We start from the raw sequence: 16985 nt of genomic DNA on the forward strand, positions 1-16985 counted from the left end.
GTCCAATCAAATAATAAAGCATATGTATTCAAATTTCGAATAAACGCGTGATGGTCCCAAAAATTAGCGAGAGAAGAATACAACTACTATTTGTTGTATCTCTGCTCCTTGTTTCACCAGTTATCGGCTATATCCTTATTGCCGGTGCGTTAACGGCTAATGCAGGCCTAATGGGATGGGTCGCTATTGTAGCGTTTCCGCTGTTACTCCTAGGAGTTGGGCTGTATCTGATTGCGTTAGGAATCGAAAAATCACGTCGCGGAGATATATCTACAACGTAATCATACCGCATTCTATTTTATTTTCTACACTACGACACGTTATTCAGTAGTCGAATACTCGTACTGTCGATCGTACAATCCACGAGGTACGAATCGGTTAAGCGACCTCGTACCCCTTCTCCCGCAGTACCTCCGCCACGCGCTCGCGGTGGTCGCCCTGTAGTTCGATCGCCCCTTCGTTCACCGTCCCCCCGGTCGCCATCTTCCGTTTCAGTTCCGACGCGAGTTCTTTCACGTCGACCTCGCCGGGGTCGAACCCCTCGACGATGGTGACGGGCTTGTCGTACCGACGCTTCTCCGTGCGGATACTGAGGCGCTGTTCGGTTCTTCCCAGATCTTCGTCGATGCCGAGTTCCTCCGGCAGTCCCGTGATGGAACTGAGGTCGTCTTTGTCGTTTGCCACGGCAGGAGGAGGTACGGTACCGAACACCTTGGGTCTGTCTCACGTCAGCGGGGAAACAGCCATCGGCTCCCGACCGCTCCGCGAATCTCAAGTTTCTAAACCCACCGCTGCGTCGTCTGGGGTATGAACCGAGTCGCAGTCATCGGGGCGTCGATGACGCAGTTCGGAAAGCGCGACGCCTGGATACGCGAACTGCTCGCGGAGGCCGGGGAGGCCTGCCTCGACGACGCCGGCGTCTCGCCGCTCGACGTGGAGCACCTGTACGTCTCCAACATGGCGAGCGGCGAGTTCGAGGGACAGACCGGAGTTCCGAACGCGCTGGCGCACGACCTGGGCGCGCTTCCGGCGTACGCCCAACGCGTCGACCAGACGAGCGCCAGCGGCGGGGCCGGAATCCACGCCGCGTGGCAGTCGGTCGCCTCGGGCGCGAGCGACCTCACCCTGCTCGTCGGCGGCGAGAAGATGACTCACAAGTCGACCGCGGAATCGACGGACGTTATCGCCTCGCTCACCCATCCCGAGGAGTACAAACACGGCGTCACCCTCCCGAGTTTCGCGGGGCTGACCGCCCGGCGGTACCTCCACGAGTACGGCGCGCCGCGCGAGAGTCTGGCGAAGGTCGCGGTGAAGAATCACCGAAACGGGCTGGACAACCCGCACGCCCAGTTCCGCAAGGAGGTCGATTTGGAGACGGTGATGGACTCTCCCGTCGTCGCCGACCCCCTGCGCCTCTACGACTTCTGTCCCATCACGGACGGGAGCGCGGCGCTTCTGTTCTGTCCCGAGTCGACGGCGAAGGAGTACGCCGAGGAGTACACCGTCGTCTCGGGCATCGCGGGCGCGACGGACACCCACGTCGTCCACGAGCGCGACGACCCGACGGTGATGGGCGCGGCCTACGAGAGCAGCGAACTCGCCTACCAGATGTCCGAGCGCGACCCCGACGACGTGGACGTGGCCGAACTCCACGACATGTTCACCATCCTCGAGTTCCTCCAGAGCGAGGCGGTCGGCTTCTTCGACCAGGGTGAGGGGTGGAAGGCCGTGGAGGAAGGCGTCACCGACCGCGACGGCGAGTTACCCATCAACACCTCCGGCGGGCTGAAATCGAAGGGACACCCGCTCGGGGCGAGCGGAGTCGCGCAGGCGTACGAACTCCACCGGCAGTTGCTCGGCGAGGCCGGGAAGCGACAGGTCGAAGCGGAGGTCGCGCTGGCCTGCAACGTCGGCGGGTTCGGCAACTGCGTCACCACCACCATCATGGAGGCACCCTAAATGACCCTCGAAGCACACCGCTGTCCGAACGACCACCTCACCCATCCGGGGCACCCGCGCTGTCCGGAGTGCGCGGAACCCCAGGTCGAGACCGTCGATCTGACCGAGCGCACCGCGGAAATCGTGACGTGGACGACCAGCACCGCGACGCCGCCCGGCGTCCGCCAACCGAACCACCTCGCCATCGTGGCGTTCGACGTGGACGGGGAGTCGGTGCGAACCATCGGCCAACTGACGACCGGCGACGTGGAGATCGGCGACGAAGTTCGTCCGGTTCACGTCGACGAACTGCGCGACCCCGAGGCCGGGATACGGGAGGCCGCGAGTCAGGACTGGGACGGGTATCGGTTCGAACCGGTCTGAGGCTCGAAGGCCTCCTTTCTCTGCTCCACCCCCGCGCGACCCTCACAACCTCCCTGACTTCCTACTCGTCGGAATCGTCCGAATCGCCGGCGTTTGAATCGGTATCGCTCGCATCGTCACCGGCCGCGTCGTCCGCGTCCCCCTCGCCCACGCCGAGTTCCTTTCTAATCGAGCGCAGTTCGGCGTCCACGTCCACCTCGGGTTTCTCGTCCTCGCCGTCTTCCATCGCGCTCTCGTCTTCCCCGCCTTCGTCGCCGCCCGCATCCTCGATATCTATCGCTCTGGCGGCGTCGCGCTCGGCGTCGGCACGCTCGCGCCCCGCCGAGACCTCCTCGCGGATGTCCTCGCTGAGTTTGCGCGCGTCTTCGAGCAGTCGTCTCGCGGCCGGTTCGCGCGGCAGTCCGCCCTCGGTGAGCGCGCCCTCCACTTCCTCCAGCGTGGATTCGAGGCGGTCGAGGGTGGCTCGACTCACCCGATTCGCGCGAGAGCCCAGTTCGGAGCGCGCCTCCCGCGTTTGGCCGCGCTCGGGGTCGACGAGGCGGAGTATCTGCTGGAGCGCCTTCAGCGCGCGAACGTTCGCCTCCAGCATGGCGACGAGCGTCGGGATGGCGTACTCGCCCGTGAACGAGAGCACTTCGCGGGGCGTCGGCGGGCGCGGGAGACCGAACGCGCCGCGGGGTGGCTGACGAAGTTCGCTCCGGAGGTCGCGAATCGTCGTCTCCAACTCCTCGACGCGTTCTTCGAGGTCGTCCCGGTCGCCTCGACCGTTCCGGTCGTCTGACATACCCGAACGTTGGCACCGCAGAACAAAAGCGTTGGTTGCTCAGAAGCCTTCCCGGAGGAACACGTCCCGCTTCGGGAACAGGGTGGCGAGGCGGTTGCTGACGCGAGGGGTTTCGACGACGAGGCCGCCGAATCGCTCGGCGTCCTCGACCGAGTGATAGCCCGCCACGAGTTGCGAGAGCGTGTTGACGTCGGTCGTCACGTCCGGGTCGGCGTCGGTGCGCTCGCAGCGAACCGCGTCGCCGGTCACCAGTTCGAAGGTTCCCTCGTTCCACTCGGCCAGCGGGTCGCTCACCCGCAAGACGATTCGACCGTCCGCACCGTCAGGGTACGAGAGCCGCTCGAGCGCGCGGGACACGTCCACGAGTCGGAACATCGGTCCGGTCCGAATCTCGCAATCGACCTCGCGGGGGTCGTCGACCACGTCGAGCAGCGCCGCGTTTTCGGGTTCGTAGAGGCGCACTCGCTCGACTTGCGAGTCGTGGTACTGGACGAACCGGAGGAGGTGGCGGTAGGCTTCGTCGTCCACGTGGGCGAGTTCCCAGACGCGGAATTGCTTGTCGTCGCCGTCCTCCTGGACTGTGTAAACGATGTACCCTCGCGCTTCGCCGTCCCGCATCCACGCGTACACGTAGGGATCTTTCAACCAGCCTTCGAACACGCGGTGCCGCCACCACTCCTCGGTTCGGTCGAGCGTGAGCGCGTACCGCTCGCCGTGGGCGTCCAAAACCGGTCCGAGCAGTTCCCAATCGTCGGCGTCGAGGCGGCGGAACTCGCCCGTCGGCTCGGTGTCGAGGGCCAGCGCGTCCGGCGTCGTCTCGTACTTCGTGTACTTGGTCACCGTCCCCCAGCCGTATCGCCGGTAGAAACCGTAGTCGAAGGGCCAGAGCGCGGAGAAGACCACCCCCTTCTCGCGGTACTCGGAGAGCGACTCCGCGAGCATCCGGGCTACCAGCCCTCTCCGGCGGTTTTCGGGGGGCGAAGCGACGGCGGACAGTCCGGCTACCCCGTGCCACTCGCCGCGGACGCGGGCGGTGAACCAGTGGTGTTTGCAGACGCAGAGCAAGTCGTCGCCTTCGAAGAGACCGCGCCGGTCGCCGAGGTCCGGGCCGTCGTCCTTGTCCAACTCCGGTCCCGCCTCCGGTCGGAACGCGTAGCGTAAGAATCGGCGATACTCATCGGTGCGCTCGGAGGGAAGCGGCCGATATTCGGGCATAGTTGGCGATGAACGGGAGTTATCAAATAGCTTCGTATCGACCGCGTGAACCATATATCGCTATACTAAATGTGCCCGGGTTCGGGGGCACAGTTTCGGAGGATGGGCTATTTTCTCGTGTTTTCAGACCTAATCGTGGCTCAGCTGGATGACAAGGGTGAAGTCCCGACCACTTCTTTCGGTTAGATTTCATCGAGTCCGCGAAAACTGGCCAAGACCATACGTCCCGCAGAGTATCGCCACTCACAATAGGCGGTCCGAGCTGGTGTAGAGCGCTTGTCGGGCGGGATCGGTGCTGAGCAAACGAACTCCACACTCACCAGCTGTCAGAACCGGTGCACAGTCCATCTCACCGCCGACACCAGCCTTCGGCAGGAAACCAGTGAGCCGCCAGATGTTATGATCACGGAGGTGTTTGTGGAGTTCGAGAGCAGCGGCGACGCGTCGGTCGATCGGCGGTCACTCTGCGTCATCAGTTTGAATAGATAGTAGATAACAAAAATGTGTAACTATCGGTTCATTTCAGGTGAACGATCCTCTCCATACGTGTCTCGGAACTCCTGAATTAGTTGTCCAGTGGTGGCGTACCACTCATTGAGCATTCGTTGGAGTTCATCTGCAATCTCGTCGGGATCGGAGACCCGATACACGTGGTGATAGCCCCCCTTCGGGCAACTTTCCTGCTCTTCAACAGCCACTCCTGCTTCTAGAAGCCGTTTGACCGAACGGTACGCAGTCGTCCGTTCGCGGTCGATAAACTTCGCGACCTGATCTATGGTAAGTGGCTCGGGGCATTCCACCATTAGTCTAAATACACGTCTGTCCATCTCATTCAGCCCTAACATACAGTCGAGGAGACCCTCACACTCCCGCTCTTCGTTGAGTTGCTTTTGCACAGCGTCTGGCATTGTTATTGGTCTTTGGTGCTCCGGCCAGATAAGTCTTGCATTCTGAGTGCATACACCCCGCACGCTTGGATCGACCACCGAGGATTGAGTGAGATCCGGACGGACTCACCAAAATGTGTAGAACTCGCCGTTTAAAGCTTCACGGCTGCGTTTAACTGTATTTGGGTACTGCCATCTCCGACAGCGACAGCCTTATCACCGCCACCCTACTTGCACTATCTATGCAAACAACTGGCGGCGGCGAGTTGGATTTCGACGTTCTCATCATCGGTGGCGGGCCAGCGGGCTTGAGCGCGGCCCTCCAGTTAGGGCGCTCGCTCCGCAGCGTCTTGGTCTGCGATAACGACGAACCCCGCAACGGTCCCGCAGCTGAGGCGCACGGATATCTGACGCGGGACGGCATCCCACCGGGTGAACTCCGCCGTCTCGGTCGTGAGGAAGTAGCGAAGTACGGAGGCGAGTTCCGCGATACGAAAGTAACGGATGTCAGTAGAGACGACGACGACGGATTCACCAGCACTCTGGATTCCGGCGAGAGGGTCACAAGTCGGAAGGTTGTACTAGCGACAGGTGTCAGGGACGACCTTCCCGATACCGACGGATTCGAGGAGTTCTGGGGGAGTGGCGTGCATCACTGTCCCTACTGTCACGGCTACGAAGTACGTGGTGAACCCCTCGGCGTGATGGTCACGGACCAACACACGGTCGACTACGCGAAGCTCATCTACAACCTGAGTGAGGACCTCGTCGTATTTACCGACGGGCAGGACGTCTTCGATGACGAATCGCGGTCGGTGTTCGTCGAACGAGGAATCAAAATCGAAGACGAACCGATTACCGCCCTCAACGGCTCCGATGGTGAGCTCGAAAGCGTCTCCCTCGCGGATGGTCGCAACGTAGCTCGCCACGCTCTGTTCTACCCTCCGCCGATGGAGCAACACAGCGAGATACCAGAACGGCTCGGTCTCGAAGTGAACCAGGCTGGACTCGTCGATGCAACGCGATCCCAGCGTGGAATCGGGTTCACATCGGTTGAGGGGCTGTTCATTGCTGGTGACGCCTCTAGCGGATCTCCTCCGTCCATACCGTCCGCCGTCGCCGATGGATACGCAGTCGGCGCGACCGTGAATGGGGAACTCTCCACGGAAGACTTCGAAGGAGGGTGGCAATAATGGACGAGCCCCTTGAGGACCTCGCCGATCACTTCTCACGGATTGCCAATCGGTACGACGACAAACACGGCAGCGAAGAGAAGCCGATCTACAATGCGTGCGCCACACTTGTAACTGAACACGCCAACCCTGGTCCCGACGATGTCGTCCTCGACCTCGGAACGGGGACGGGCTTGATCGGGCTTGCGTTGGCCAAGGATGCTGGCCACGTCGTCGGTCGCGATGTCAGCGACGGGATGATAGAGCAGGCGCGGTCGAAAGCCGCCGATAGGGGTCTCGAGAACGTGGAGTTCGGCTACGGCGAGTTCCGCGACCCGCACTACGACGGCGAAGTAGACGTCGTGGTCTCGAATTTCGCTCTGCACCACCTCCCCGATGAGGAGAAACGCGAGGCTATCGAGGCCATCGCCGACCTCGGCCCGCGTCGATTCGTCCTCGGTGACGCGATGTTCTTCGGATCACCCGACCCTGAAGAACCGCTATTCAGCCACGGGGTCGACGGGGCTACCGTCGGGATGCTCGTGGACATACTCACTGACGTCGGGTTCGTGGTCACGGAAGTCGAGCGTGTGCATGACCAGGTGGGCGTCTTGGTCGCCGAACGGAGTGATGAAGAGCCGGTTTACGACCCTCAAGAGGACCAGTAACACCGATGCGTCGAACGTTCGCGTTGCGGAGCACCGTCATGAGGCACTACACGTCCCGATCGAGCAAGCCCGGGAACGGATGGGCGAGGATCAGGCGCTGACGTTCGAGTGGATCAACGAACACGGCTACGAGGCCGACATCGCGGGGCTTCGGCGCGACGCTGGTCTCGATCTCACCGGCTTCGAGACGTATCTCGCTGAGAACGGGTGGACGAGAGAGGCTGACCGATAGAACGGCTATACTCCGATGGGAGTCCCACCGCATCTCCTATAGAGCGCTGTCGGTTTCGTACGCTAATGCATTCCTGACAGCGTTGTAAGTGAGCCACGCATCAAACTCATCTTCCGAGGTTGTGGAGGGGAGAGTTCGAGTGTCGCCTTCGGTCGTCGAAGCGCAGAATCGGTCGTGGAACGGGCTGACGGTACAGTTCGAACCGCAGGCTTTCCGCCGAGATGCGCACGAAAGCAACGGTGCGCGAGAGGGACGGCGGGAGGCGGTGGACGCCGCTCAGTCTCGGTCGCCGGTCGGATTCAGTTCCTCGATTTCGCGGAGGATTCCGCTCAACTCCCGCCCCGTCTCGGTCAGTCGATACGTCGTGGTCGGCGGCGACGTCCGTTCGACCTCCCTCGAGACGATACCCTCGGCTTCGAGTTGCTTGAGTCGTCGGGAGAGCATGGTCGAAGTGATTCCGTCGAGCGTTCGTTCCATCTCGTTGAATCCGCGTTCGTTCGTCGAGAGGAGTCGGATAACGTGAAACGTCCACTTACAGCCGAGAATGTCCCAGAGGCCGTGCCACGTGCGTTGCCAGTCGAGGTGCTCCGCCCCTTGCATTCCGTTTCTCTGTACGGGTCACTTCTACTTGAGTGGGGTGGTACCTATCGAGGTACCACCAACCTTACACGGTACTGACACGTATTTGGAATCGGAGCGCCAACATTCGCTCGTGTCACGAACGAACCGTACTACACCAGTGGACGAGGCTCGCGACGACCGAACCGACGGGATTCGCACGAACGTTTGGGTCGTCGCGTCGAACGAAAACCGGTGCGCACATCCGAACGACGACCTCCGGCACGTCGGTGACGACGGTATGAACGCGTACTATCGATGCGACTTGTGCGGTGCGACGCTCATCTCGGAGGCCGAACTGCTCGCCCGGGCCCGCTCCGTCTGAGACCCGCCCGCTCCGTTTCGCGCGGCGAAAGTCGGACACGTCGGCAAGTCAGGCCGACGTGTGCGCGGAATAGATTCGGACGACAGATTATTTTCCAATACGTTCTACATATTATTTATTCGTCGAAAACGAATAATGATGTGGTGCGTAGAAATGACGCGACACACGAGACGTCAGTTTCTTCGAGCGGGAGGAACGACGGCTGTCGCCTCGGTCGGTGGAATCAGCTTCGTAGCGTCGGCGCGGACCGAATCGACGAGCGGGTGGAGCGCCGTCGAATCGCCGACGAACAAGACGTTAAACGGCGTCGTCGATACCGCGGAAGGGCCGTTCGCCGTCGGGGGCGGCGGCGACGTGCTCGCGCGTCGCCAGAGCGGCTGGGAGAAGGTCGTCGAGTACGGGCCGCAGGCGCGCAGTCGACCCTTGACCGGCGTCGGCGTGACCGACGACGGAACGCGAATCTGGTTCGTCGGCGGGAGCGGCGTCATCGGCGAGTACGACGTCGTGACGGAAACTCTGACGAACTACTCCGCGCCGAAGGGAAAGACCAGCACGTGGGAGGACGTCGCGGTCACGGGCAAGGGCGGCGAGAGCGAGCGACTCTACTTCGTCAACGGCTCCGGCGAACTGCTCGTCGGCGTCCGGCAGAGCAGCGGCGCGATGAAGTACGAGGACGTGCGCAAACCGGGGGGCGGCTCGACCATCCCCGGCATCGACTTCCACACCCGAACGAAGGGTCACGTCTGTAGCACGAGTCAGTTCGTCGCGGAGACGACCGACGGCGGCGTGGAGTGGACGCGAATCGGCATCGACTTCGCCGGGCAGAACTTCTTCGACATCGCCAGCGTCGGAATGGAGGACGTGAACGTCGCGGGCGGCGGCGGTATCGTCTATCGATACGACGGGTTTCGCTGGACGCCCCACGTTATCGACGACGGGAGACAGGCCATCCGCTCCATCGACCGCGACGGGGAGAAGGGACTCGCCGCCGGTTCCGGAGGGAAGGTCTACGAACGACGGTCCGCGGGGCAGTGGCGTCGGACCGTGACCTCGGTCGAGACGCAGTTCCGCGGCGTCTCCCGCGGGTCGAACGGCGTCGACGTCGCGGTCGGCGCCGGCGGTACCATCGTCGAGCGCGTCGTCGACGGGGGAGACGCGGGTAGGACGACCACCACGACGGCCGTTACGACGGCGGCGACGCTCCCGTCGATATCCGACACCAGCAAGACCGTGAGAGAGTACGCCGAGGGCGAGTGGGTGTCGTAGCCCGCGCGGCGCGATTACACCGCTCGCCGGTACTGCACCGGCCAGTCGACGCGGTCCTCCGCGCCGAGTTCTTTCGCGGCGTGGAGCGTGAAGTACGGGTCGCGGAGGTGTTCTCGACCGACGACCGCGAGGTCCGCGCGGCCGTTTCGGACGAGCGCGTCGGCCTGCGCCGGTTCGGTGATACCCCCGACCGCGCCGACGGGGAGGGAAGTCCCCTCGCGGATTCGCTCCGCGTACGGAACCTGATAGTTGGGACCGGGATTCGGAATCCGCTGGTCAGGGTGGATACCCCCCGCGCTCACGTCGACGAGGTCCGCGCCCGCGTCGGCGAGTTGGCCGGCGAGGCGGACGGAGTCCTCGACGGTCCACGATTCGCGGTCCGGCAGCCAATCGGTCGCGGAGATGCGGACGAACACCGGTTTGTCGTCGGGCCACGCCGCGCGAACGGCGTCTGTCACCTCGCGGACGATGCGGGTTCGGTTCTCGAATCGCCCGCCGTACTCGTCTTCGCGGTGATTCGTAATCGGCGACAGGAACTCGTGGAGGAGATAGCCGTGGGCGGCGTGGACTTCCGCGATTTCGAACCCGGCGTCGAGCGAGCGCCGTGCCGCCGCCGCGAACGCGTCCACCACGCCCGCGATGTCCTCGCGGGTCATCGCCCGAATCTCCGGCGGGTTTCCGTCGTACGGCCACGCGTCCGCGCTCGGGGCGACGGTTTCCCACCCGCCTTCGTCCGGTTGCAACGGACTGCTCCCGTCCCACGGGCGAGTCTTGCTCGCCTTCCGACCCGCGTGGGCGAGTTGGATGGCCGGGAGCGCGCCCTGTTCGCCGACGAACTCCGCGACGGGAGCGAGAGCGTTCGCGTGGTCGTCGCTCCAGATGCCGAGGTCGTTCGGCGAGATTCGGCCGCGCGGTTCGACCGCCGTCGCCTCGGTCATCACGATACCCGCACCGCCGATGGCGCGGCTTCCGAGGTGGACGCGGTGCCAATCGGTCGCGAGTCCGTCGTCGTCGCAGGAGTACTGGCACATCGGCGAGACCATCACGCGGTTCCGTGCCGTGCATTCGCGGAGCGAGAGGGAACTGAACAGATCGTCGGTCATCGCCGTCGGGTACGCGTTCGGCCCTGAAAACTGCTACAAACACAGTCGAACTTGCCGATGTCTCCGAACGGCCGACCCAAAAAATTTATTATACGGCCAATAATGTTACTCAAACAATGGAACATCGCGGCGAAACCAGCGTCCACGAGCCGGAAACGGCGGCTGTGTTCACGCGGACGCTGGCAGGATTGAAACGCCGGGGAAGCGGACTCCTATTGATCGGGCCGGAGCCGGTCATGGAGCGGGCTTGCGGCCGATTCCTCGGCGAGTCCGAAACCGAGCCGCGTCGTCGGCTGTTCGTCAGAACGCGCGGCGGTCACGCCTGTTTGCACGAACCGAGCGCGGGCGGTGTGAAGGTCGTCGAGCGCGCGACCCACACTCGGAGCGCCACCGCGACACAGAGCGGCGGGTGCGGGACGGATACGACGGTCGTTACGAGCCCGTCGCTTCCCTCGCTCGGTATCGCCATCGCCGAGGCGATAGACGAGTTCGAGCGGGAGAGCGGCGGGTTGACCTCGGGCGAGCTCCGCGTGTGTTTCGACTCGCTCACCCCGCTCTTGGAGGAGCACAGCCGCGAGTCGGTGTTCCGGTTCCTGCACGTGCTGACCGCACGCATCCGGAACGTCAACGGGATGGCTCACTTCCACCTCCCCGCGGAGATGGACTCGACGGTCGTCCGCGCGCTGTCGCCCGCGTTCGACGCCGTCGTCGAGGTGCGCGCGAAGGGCGACGTGGCGGAACAGCGGTGGCATCTCGTTCGACAGGACGTGACGACTGGGTGGCTATCGCTCTGAGTGCGGGCGGCTCGAACTAAAACGGAGAGCTTCGAACGAGCGTCGAATCGTTACTCGGCCAGCAACCACCGGTGACGGTCGCGCAACCGGTGTGCGATTTTGTGCGCGTCCGCCGGCGCGAACCGATCCAGTTCTCGAAGCCGAGCGAGGTCGTCGCCCGCCACTCGTTCGAACAGCGGCGTGTCGAGCAGCTGTACGACGCCGGGAACGCTCTGTTGGCCGTACAGACGCTGGCGACGTCGTCGCTTCCCTTCGGCGATTCGTTCCCCGGGGTCGAGCGCGTGGTCGTACGCTTCGACGACCGGATACCAGCCCCCTCGAACCGCGCGGTTCGTCTGCCGGGCGAGGGTCGTCCCCCGTTTTCGAGAGACGGTTCGGCCCGACGCTTCCGACCCGTCGCGGTCCACCGTCTTCGCCGCACCGTCGCCGGACGCGCTCGTCACACCGACGCGGTCGGCCGATTCGAGGAGCGCGTCGTGCGCCGACAGCAGACGGCGGAGCTGTTCGACGGAGCGAGACAGCCTCTCGGCGACGGCCGACCGAAACCGCCGCTCCGCCTCTTCGTCGTAGCGATAGAACTTACCGCGAACGTCGCGTTCGAACGCGCGCGCTTCGAAGTAGTGGTCGTTTATCTCGCCGAGCGCGTCGAGGTAGGCGGCTTTGTCCGCCGACGGAACTCCCCGGACGGCGACGACTCCCCGACCCGCCGCGACCAGCGCGCTGAGACAGCGTTCGTCGCGGTGCTGGAGGAACTTGTAGCGGCCATCGCCTCGCTCGATCAGCTCCCGAGACTCCCGCAAGAAGCGCTTCGAAACCATGCGATAGTCGTCGTCTCCTTCGGGTGATGCGGCATAAAACTTTCAATGGGATTATCATCAGAAATAATCTCGGCGAGCGAGCCGGGCGGAAAAATTCGGGCGATGGCGTCCGTTACCAGAGCGTGAGCGAGTCGTGGGCGAGGAAGCTATCGGCCTCGTGAGCGTACTCTTCCAACGCCACCAGTCGCTCGCGGAGGATCTCGCCCGTCGCGTGGTCGCCTAAACTCTCGGCCAGTTCTATGTGGCTGCTGACGCTCTCGATGAGGTCGCCGTACGCTTCAAGGTCGTTTCGCATCGACGTGCGTACGCCGTTCACGTCCTCGCCTTCGAACGGGACGGTGCTGTGCTGTTCTAACATCGCCGGCCCGCTTATCGGGACGCCGCCGAGCGCCTGCACATGTTCCGCGAGTTCGTCCGCCGCGTACTCAGCGTCTTCCGCGGCCTCGCCCCAGAAGTGGTGGAGTTCGCGATACTGCGGCCCCTCGGCGTTCCAGTGGTGTTTTCGTAACTGGTGGTAGAGCACGTACGTCGCCGCGAGGTCGGCGTTCAGCGCCTCGATTATCTGTTCGGCTTCTCCACGTCCAATCGAACCGGATTGGCGTCGACGGTGCCCGCCCGCCGACGAACCTGTTGCTGTTGACTCATCGAACCCCCGACCGAGGTACGTTCGCGGCCAGTATAAAAATACGTTCTCGGGCGAAACGTCCGGAGGCGAGGAGAGCGTTCCAGGGGCGAACAGCGTAAAAGCAACATACCGGCATTAATCCGAATGTGAGTAAATAATTTACCTGCCGAGAACCAAAGAGCAACTATGTCACAGAAACGCATCCACCGACGAGAACGACTCTACATCGACGGTGAGTGGCTCGACGCCGACGACGCGCTCGACGTGACCGACCTCGCTGAGGGCGGGGTCTTCGCCGAGGTCGCCGCCGCGGACGCCGAACGCGCCGAACGAGCGCTCGCCGCAGCACAGCGCGCGCAGGCGGAAATGCGCGAGACGACCATCCCGCAGCGCGCCGAGTGGATGGAGACCATCGCCGACGGTCTCCTCGAACGGAAAGACGAGCTGGCCGACGTCATCGTCCGCGAGGCCGGAAAGCCGATTTCGAGCGCGCGCGGCGAGGTCGAGAGCGCCGCCGAGCGGTTCCGCAGGGCCGCCGAGGAAGCCCACAACCTCCGCGGCGAGTACCGCGAGGGGACGACGAAGGGTCACGAGGGCTGGGAAGCCATCATTAAGCCGGAACCCATCGGAACCGTGCTCGCCATCACGCCGTACAACTACCCCCTCTCGACCACCGCGCTCTGGGTGGCTCCCGCGCTCGCGGCGGGCAACTGCGTCATCATCAAACCGGCCAGCAAGACTCCGGTGAGCGCCGCGATTCTGGCCGAGGTGGTCTCGGAGGTCGACGTTCCCACCGGCGCGTTCAACTTCACGCCGGGCCGAGCGAGCGAGATCGGCGACCTGCTCGTCGGCGACGACCGCATCAACATGGTGGCGATGACCGGTTCCAGCGCGGCGGGCAAACACGTCTCGCGAACGAGCGGGATGGTCGACCTGCACATGGAACTCGGCGGGAACGCGCCCGCCGTGGTCTTCCCGGACGCCGACCTCTCCGACGTGGCCGGCGCATGCGCGAAGGGATCGTTCAAGTACGCCGGACAGCGCTGTTCCGCGGTGAGCCGGGTGGTCGCGCACGCGGACGTCCACGACGAGGTGGTCGAGCAACTGGACGCGGCCGTCGACCAGTGGACGGTCGGCGACCTGTTCGACGAGGAGACCCAGATGGGACCGCTCATCAGCGAGGAGCAGGCCGACTGGGTCGAGGAACTCGTCGAGGACGCCGTCGAGAAGGGTGCCGACTTGGTTCGCGGCGGCGAGCGCGACGGCCAGTTCTTCGAGCCCACCCTCCTGGCGAACGTCCCCCACGACGCCCGAATCATCGACGAAGAGCAGTTCGGCCCCATCGCGGCCGTGACCACCTTCGAGAGCGAGGAGGAAGCGTTGGAGCTGTCGAACCGCAGCGATCTGGCGCTCGACGCCTCGGTCTTCACGAAGGACTACGACCGCGCGCGGCGGATGGCCAACAAACTCGACGCGGGAGCGGTTCGAATCAACGGCGCGCCGAGCCACGGACTCGGCGACATTCCCTTCGGCGGCAACAAAGCCTCCGGCATCGGCCGGCAGGGGCTTCACCTCACCATCGAGGAGATGGTGCGGAAAAAGAGTATCATCCTCTAACTGCCGTTTCTCCGGGGGCGTTTCTCCGTAGGTACCGGTCTTGAGTTACTCTCGCCCGCCCGACCCCGTCGTTTATTCGTTCGATCGCTTCGTCCATCCGTTCGGCCCCGTCGTTCCGCTGTCTTCGCTGTCTTTAGGCCCGGGCGAGGGGTTGAACCCCGTCGTTCCGCTGTGTCTGACGCGATACTCGGCGCGATACCACACTCGCTAGCGGTGAGCAGATACCAGTTAACGGCGAGCGGATTCCGACCCCACTGTTCCGCTGTTTCTCGGACGATAGCGGCGCCGAAACGCTTAGTTACGGTGTTTCCGGCCGTGGAGTAGGCTACCTCGGAACCCCGCCGTTCCGCTGTTTCGTCGCCCCTCCTCGACGCCTCTGGCGCGTCCGCCGACCCCGTCGTTCCGCTGTTCTTCTCGTTCGTCCTTTGGTCGCTCCTCGTTGGTCCCTCGGTCACTCCTCGTTCGTTCGCTCCTCGCTCTTTGATCGTTCGCCCCTCGATCGTCCGCTCCTCGATCGTTCGCTCCTCGGACCCCCTCGGACGCCCCGATAGCTGTTCCGGTCAGTGGTCTTCCGAGCGGTCCCCGGTTCTACGACACTGTGTCCCACGGCGCACACACCGTCGTTCCGCTGTTTCTCCATCGAGTTCGTTCGCCGCATCCCGCAGTCGTCCGCTTTCGCCGCCGTTTTCGTCGCCCTGCCGTTCCGTCGGCCGACGACGACGGGCGCCGCCGTCGCCATCGGAGTCGTTTCCGGTGTTTCCGGTGTCCGTATATCCTATAAAGACCCCCACCCCTCCGTTCCTCTGTCTTTCGGCGCGGGCGAGGGTCGGTGACGACCCGCCCGTCGCGTGACGCCGGTTCCGGGGAGATATCAATCGACTACTTCGGTGAAATAGTCGATTTAGTCGGGTTTACGGATACGGTTGTGAGTATGGTGTCTTCAATCTTTCCAGTTCCAAGGGCCGCTGCGACCCCTCCCCACCCTCTCTCCGCCGACACAGCGGAACGACGGGGTGGGGGTGGTACTTAAACATCCGAGTCAGAAGAAACAACGGAATCAAAGGAACGGGTGGCTTCCCCGGGTCCCCCTCGTTTTCCACCGACGACCGTAGGACGCAGACCCCCGCCACGAACGCTGTGCGTCTGACACAGACGATTCTCACGAATCACAGGAATCAGCGGAACGGGTGGTTCGGAAGGGTTATGGCACTCCTCCGTTTGCGGTGGAGTAATGGCTTCATTCGAGTTCGTCCGCGAACACTCTCCCTACAAGAATCGGGAGGCGCTGTTGGACGATTACACGCCGGACACGCTGGTCGGACGGGATTCCGAGTTGGAGGAGTACCACGGGGCCCTCCAGCCGGCCATCTACGGCGAGCAACCGGACAACATCTTTCTCTACGGGAAAGCGGGAGTGGGGAAGACCGCCGCCACGCGATTCCTGCTCGACAAACTGGAGAACAACGCCGACGATTACGACGACCTCGACATCTTCACCGAACTCGTCAACTGCGACGGGCTGAACTCCAGTTACCGCGTCGCCAGCCACCTCGTGAACATCCTCCGCGACCCCGCCAATCGCATCAGCGAAACCGGCTACTCGCGGTCGCAGGTGTACGAACTGATGTGGGACGAACTCGACAGCCACGGTGGCATCATCCTCCTCGTGCTGGACGAGATCGACCACCTCAAGGACGACAGCATCCTCTATCAACTCTCACGCGCACGCGAGAACGAGAATTTGACCGAAGCCAGGATCGGTCTCATCGGCATCAGCAACGACCTCACGTTCCGTGACGGTCTCTCGCCGAAGGTTCGCTCGTCGCTCTGCGAACGCTCCATCTCCTTTTCGACCTACGATGCGAACGAACTCCGGGCCGTCCTCGAACAGCGCCGGGAAGTCGCGTTCAAGGACGACGTGCTCACGGACGACGTGATTCCGCTCTGCGCCGCCTTCGGCGCGCAGGAGTCCGGCGACGCGCGCAAGGCGCTCGACCTCCTGCTCAAGGCGGGCGACCTCGCCCGCGAGGAGAACGCCGAGAAGGTCTCCGAGGAGCACGTCCGCCGGGGCCGCGACCTGCTCGAACGGGAGCAGGTAGCCCGCGGCATCGCCGACCTGAACGATCACGAGCGGTTGGTCGTCTACGCCCTCGCCACGCTCGAAGCCGAGGGCGAGACGCCCGCTCGGTCTCGCGAAATCTACTCCCGGTACAAGGCGCTCTCGGAGGCGGCCCGGCGCGAAGCCCTCACCGCTCGCTGGCTCCGCGAGCACCTGGACGACCTCGCGATGCTCGGTATCCTCTCGGTCTCAGAAATCAACGAAGGTTCCGCGGGCGGGAAGTACCGCGAGTACGCCCTCCAGCAGGACCTGGCGGTCGTGCTCGACGCCTTAGAAGAGACGCTCGAAGCGATGGGCGTCCACACCAGCGTCAAGGGGTACGTTTAGTCCGACGCCCGGTCGTCACGTCCGTCTCACCGCACTCGCTGCGGACGCCCGTCTCGCCCCGCAGATCGCGGCGAGCTAATCGCTCGCTACGCC

The 16985-nt window shown here is 63.6% G+C and carries 19 protein-coding genes and 1 pseudogene; 11 read left to right on the plus strand and 9 right to left on the minus strand.

The window, feature by feature from the left end; translation table 11 throughout:
- Positions 1-50: 50 nt before the first annotated feature.
- A complete protein-coding gene (locus LIX00_RS02185) occupies positions 51-281 on the plus strand; it encodes a hypothetical protein (protein ID WP_227354546.1) in 231 nt (76 codons plus the stop codon).
- Positions 282-378: 97 nt separating this feature from the next.
- On the opposite strand, the gene yciH is transcribed toward LIX00_RS02185, so the two are convergent.
- Complete coding sequence (gene yciH, locus LIX00_RS02190) at positions 379-684, minus strand: stress response translation initiation inhibitor YciH (RefSeq protein WP_227354547.1); 306 nt, start codon at positions 682-684, stop codon at positions 379-381.
- A 123-nt stretch (positions 685-807) separates the two neighbouring features.
- On the opposite strand from yciH, the gene LIX00_RS02195 reads away from it, so the two are divergent.
- A complete protein-coding gene (locus LIX00_RS02195; protein WP_227354548.1) occupies positions 808-1959 on the plus strand; it encodes a thiolase family protein in 1152 nt (383 codons plus the stop codon).
- Positions 1960-2322, plus strand: coding sequence for a Zn-ribbon domain-containing OB-fold protein (locus tag LIX00_RS02200; RefSeq protein WP_227354549.1), 363 nt, complete (start codon positions 1960-1962; stop codon positions 2320-2322). It begins immediately after the preceding gene.
- A 61-nt stretch (positions 2323-2383) separates the two neighbouring features.
- On the opposite strand, the gene LIX00_RS02205 is transcribed toward LIX00_RS02200, so the two are convergent.
- From LIX00_RS02205 to LIX00_RS02215, 3 genes are all read right to left on the minus strand, one after another.
- Positions 2384-3106 carry a DUF7547 family protein gene (locus LIX00_RS02205; RefSeq protein ID WP_227354550.1) on the minus strand — a complete coding sequence of 241 codons (723 nt, stop codon included), beginning with the start codon at positions 3104-3106 and terminating at the stop codon, positions 2384-2386.
- Between the two features lie 39 nt (positions 3107-3145).
- The gene (locus tag LIX00_RS02210) at positions 3146-4321 is read right to left on the minus strand and encodes a GNAT family N-acetyltransferase (RefSeq protein WP_227354551.1); all 1176 of its coding nucleotides are present in this window, start codon (positions 4319-4321) and stop codon (positions 3146-3148) included.
- A gap of 509 nt (positions 4322-4830) precedes the next feature.
- The gene (locus tag LIX00_RS02215) at positions 4831-5229 is read right to left on the minus strand and encodes a helix-turn-helix domain-containing protein (RefSeq protein ID WP_227354552.1); all 399 of its coding nucleotides are present in this window, start codon (positions 5227-5229) and stop codon (positions 4831-4833) included.
- Positions 5230-5390: 161 nt separating this feature from the next.
- Here LIX00_RS02215 and LIX00_RS02220 point away from each other — a divergent pair, with 161 nt between their 5' ends.
- The 3 genes from LIX00_RS02220 (at position 5391) to LIX00_RS02230 (ending at position 7280) form a co-directional block, all read left to right on the plus strand.
- The gene (locus LIX00_RS02220; protein WP_227354553.1) at positions 5391-6401 is read left to right on the plus strand and encodes an NAD(P)/FAD-dependent oxidoreductase; all 1011 of its coding nucleotides are present in this window, start codon (positions 5391-5393) and stop codon (positions 6399-6401) included.
- Positions 6401-7048 carry a class I SAM-dependent methyltransferase gene (locus tag LIX00_RS02225; protein ID WP_227354554.1) on the plus strand — a complete coding sequence of 216 codons (648 nt, stop codon included), beginning with the start codon at positions 6401-6403 and terminating at the stop codon, positions 7046-7048. Before LIX00_RS02220 ends, LIX00_RS02225 begins: the two co-directional genes overlap by 1 nt.
- 79 nt (positions 7049-7127) lie before the next feature.
- A complete protein-coding gene (locus LIX00_RS02230; protein ID WP_227354555.1) occupies positions 7128-7280 on the plus strand; it encodes a hypothetical protein in 153 nt (50 codons plus the stop codon).
- A gap of 276 nt (positions 7281-7556) precedes the next feature.
- Here LIX00_RS02230 and LIX00_RS02235 read toward each other — a convergent pair whose 3' ends face one another.
- Positions 7557-7880, minus strand: a complete 324-nt coding sequence (locus LIX00_RS02235; RefSeq protein WP_227354556.1) for a winged helix-turn-helix transcriptional regulator — start codon at positions 7878-7880, stop codon at positions 7557-7559.
- Between the two features lie 112 nt (positions 7881-7992).
- On the opposite strand from LIX00_RS02235, the gene LIX00_RS02240 reads away from it, so the two are divergent.
- Both LIX00_RS02240 and LIX00_RS02245 read left to right on the plus strand, forming a co-directional pair.
- Positions 7993-8223, plus strand: a complete 231-nt coding sequence (locus LIX00_RS02240) for a hypothetical protein (RefSeq protein WP_227354557.1) — start codon at positions 7993-7995, stop codon at positions 8221-8223.
- A gap of 153 nt (positions 8224-8376) precedes the next feature.
- The gene (locus LIX00_RS02245) at positions 8377-9489 is read left to right on the plus strand and encodes a WD40/YVTN/BNR-like repeat-containing protein (RefSeq protein ID WP_227354558.1); all 1113 of its coding nucleotides are present in this window, start codon (positions 8377-8379) and stop codon (positions 9487-9489) included.
- Between the two features lie 14 nt (positions 9490-9503).
- On the opposite strand, the gene LIX00_RS02250 is transcribed toward LIX00_RS02245, so the two are convergent.
- Entirely contained in the window at positions 9504-10592 is a 1089-nt protein-coding gene (locus tag LIX00_RS02250; RefSeq protein WP_227354559.1) for an NADH:flavin oxidoreductase/NADH oxidase, read from the minus strand.
- 116 nt (positions 10593-10708) lie between these two features.
- On the opposite strand from LIX00_RS02250, the gene LIX00_RS02255 reads away from it, so the two are divergent.
- Entirely contained in the window at positions 10709-11386 is a 678-nt protein-coding gene (locus LIX00_RS02255) for a DUF7504 family protein (protein ID WP_227354560.1), read from the plus strand.
- Between the two features lie 50 nt (positions 11387-11436).
- Here the strand turns inward: LIX00_RS02255 and LIX00_RS02260 are convergent, their stop codons facing one another.
- Positions 11437-12204, minus strand: a complete 768-nt coding sequence (locus tag LIX00_RS02260) for a hypothetical protein (RefSeq protein WP_227354561.1) — start codon at positions 12202-12204, stop codon at positions 11437-11439.
- A 112-nt stretch (positions 12205-12316) separates the two neighbouring features.
- A pseudogene (dpsA, locus tag LIX00_RS02265) lies at positions 12317-12849 on the minus strand (DNA starvation/stationary phase protection protein DpsA).
- A gap of 166 nt (positions 12850-13015) precedes the next feature.
- Here dpsA and LIX00_RS02270 point away from each other — a divergent pair.
- On the plus strand, positions 13016-14446 hold the full coding sequence (locus LIX00_RS02270) for an aldehyde dehydrogenase family protein (protein WP_227354562.1): 1431 nt from the start codon (positions 13016-13018) through the stop codon (positions 14444-14446).
- 451 nt (positions 14447-14897) lie between these two features.
- On the opposite strand, the gene LIX00_RS02275 is transcribed toward LIX00_RS02270, so the two are convergent.
- Positions 14898-15185 carry a hypothetical protein gene (locus tag LIX00_RS02275; RefSeq protein ID WP_227354563.1) on the minus strand — a complete coding sequence of 96 codons (288 nt, stop codon included), beginning with the start codon at positions 15183-15185 and terminating at the stop codon, positions 14898-14900.
- A 492-nt stretch (positions 15186-15677) separates the two neighbouring features.
- On the opposite strand from LIX00_RS02275, the gene LIX00_RS02280 reads away from it, so the two are divergent.
- The gene (locus LIX00_RS02280) at positions 15678-16892 is read left to right on the plus strand and encodes a Cdc6/Cdc18 family protein (protein ID WP_227354564.1); all 1215 of its coding nucleotides are present in this window, start codon (positions 15678-15680) and stop codon (positions 16890-16892) included.
- Positions 16893-16985: the final 93 nt, after the last annotated feature.

Source organism: Haladaptatus salinisoli, from assembly GCF_020614375.1.
Classification (GTDB): domain Archaea; phylum Halobacteriota; class Halobacteria; order Halobacteriales; family Haladaptataceae; genus Haladaptatus; species Haladaptatus salinisoli.

What these genes read in the sequence shown, in the direction of transcription:
- LIX00_RS02185 (WP_227354546.1), top strand. Translation starts at nt 51, where the DNA reads ATGGTCCCAAAAATTAGCGAGAGAAGAATACAACTACTATTTGTTGTA.
- LIX00_RS02195 (WP_227354548.1), top strand. Translation starts at nt 808, where the DNA reads ATGAACCGAGTCGCAGTCATCGGGGCGTCGATGACGCAGTTCGGAAAG.
- LIX00_RS02200 (WP_227354549.1), top strand. Translation starts at nt 1,960, where the DNA reads ATGACCCTCGAAGCACACCGCTGTCCGAACGACCACCTCACCCATCCG.
- LIX00_RS02205 (WP_227354550.1), bottom strand. Translation starts at nt 3,106, where the DNA reads ATGTCAGACGACCGGAACGGTCGAGGCGACCGGGACGACCTCGAAGAA.
- LIX00_RS02210 (WP_227354551.1), bottom strand. Translation starts at nt 4,321, where the DNA reads ATGCCCGAATATCGGCCGCTTCCCTCCGAGCGCACCGATGAGTATCGC.
- LIX00_RS02215 (WP_227354552.1), bottom strand. Translation starts at nt 5,229, where the DNA reads ATGCCAGACGCTGTGCAAAAGCAACTCAACGAAGAGCGGGAGTGTGAG.
- LIX00_RS02225 (WP_227354554.1), top strand. Translation starts at nt 6,401, where the DNA reads ATGGACGAGCCCCTTGAGGACCTCGCCGATCACTTCTCACGGATTGCC.
- LIX00_RS02230 (WP_227354555.1), top strand. Translation starts at nt 7,128, where the DNA reads ATGGGCGAGGATCAGGCGCTGACGTTCGAGTGGATCAACGAACACGGC.
- LIX00_RS02235 (WP_227354556.1), bottom strand. Translation starts at nt 7,880, where the DNA reads ATGCAAGGGGCGGAGCACCTCGACTGGCAACGCACGTGGCACGGCCTC.
- LIX00_RS02245 (WP_227354558.1), top strand. Translation starts at nt 8,377, where the DNA reads ATGACGCGACACACGAGACGTCAGTTTCTTCGAGCGGGAGGAACGACG.
- LIX00_RS02250 (WP_227354559.1), bottom strand. Translation starts at nt 10,592, where the DNA reads ATGACCGACGATCTGTTCAGTTCCCTCTCGCTCCGCGAATGCACGGCA.
- LIX00_RS02255 (WP_227354560.1), top strand. Translation starts at nt 10,709, where the DNA reads ATGGAACATCGCGGCGAAACCAGCGTCCACGAGCCGGAAACGGCGGCT.
- LIX00_RS02260 (WP_227354561.1), bottom strand. Translation starts at nt 12,204, where the DNA reads ATGGTTTCGAAGCGCTTCTTGCGGGAGTCTCGGGAGCTGATCGAGCGA.
- LIX00_RS02270 (WP_227354562.1), top strand. Translation starts at nt 13,016, where the DNA reads ATGTCACAGAAACGCATCCACCGACGAGAACGACTCTACATCGACGGT.
- LIX00_RS02275 (WP_227354563.1), bottom strand. Translation starts at nt 15,185, where the DNA reads ATGGCGACGGCGGCGCCCGTCGTCGTCGGCCGACGGAACGGCAGGGCG.
- LIX00_RS02280 (WP_227354564.1), top strand. Translation starts at nt 15,678, where the DNA reads ATGGCTTCATTCGAGTTCGTCCGCGAACACTCTCCCTACAAGAATCGG.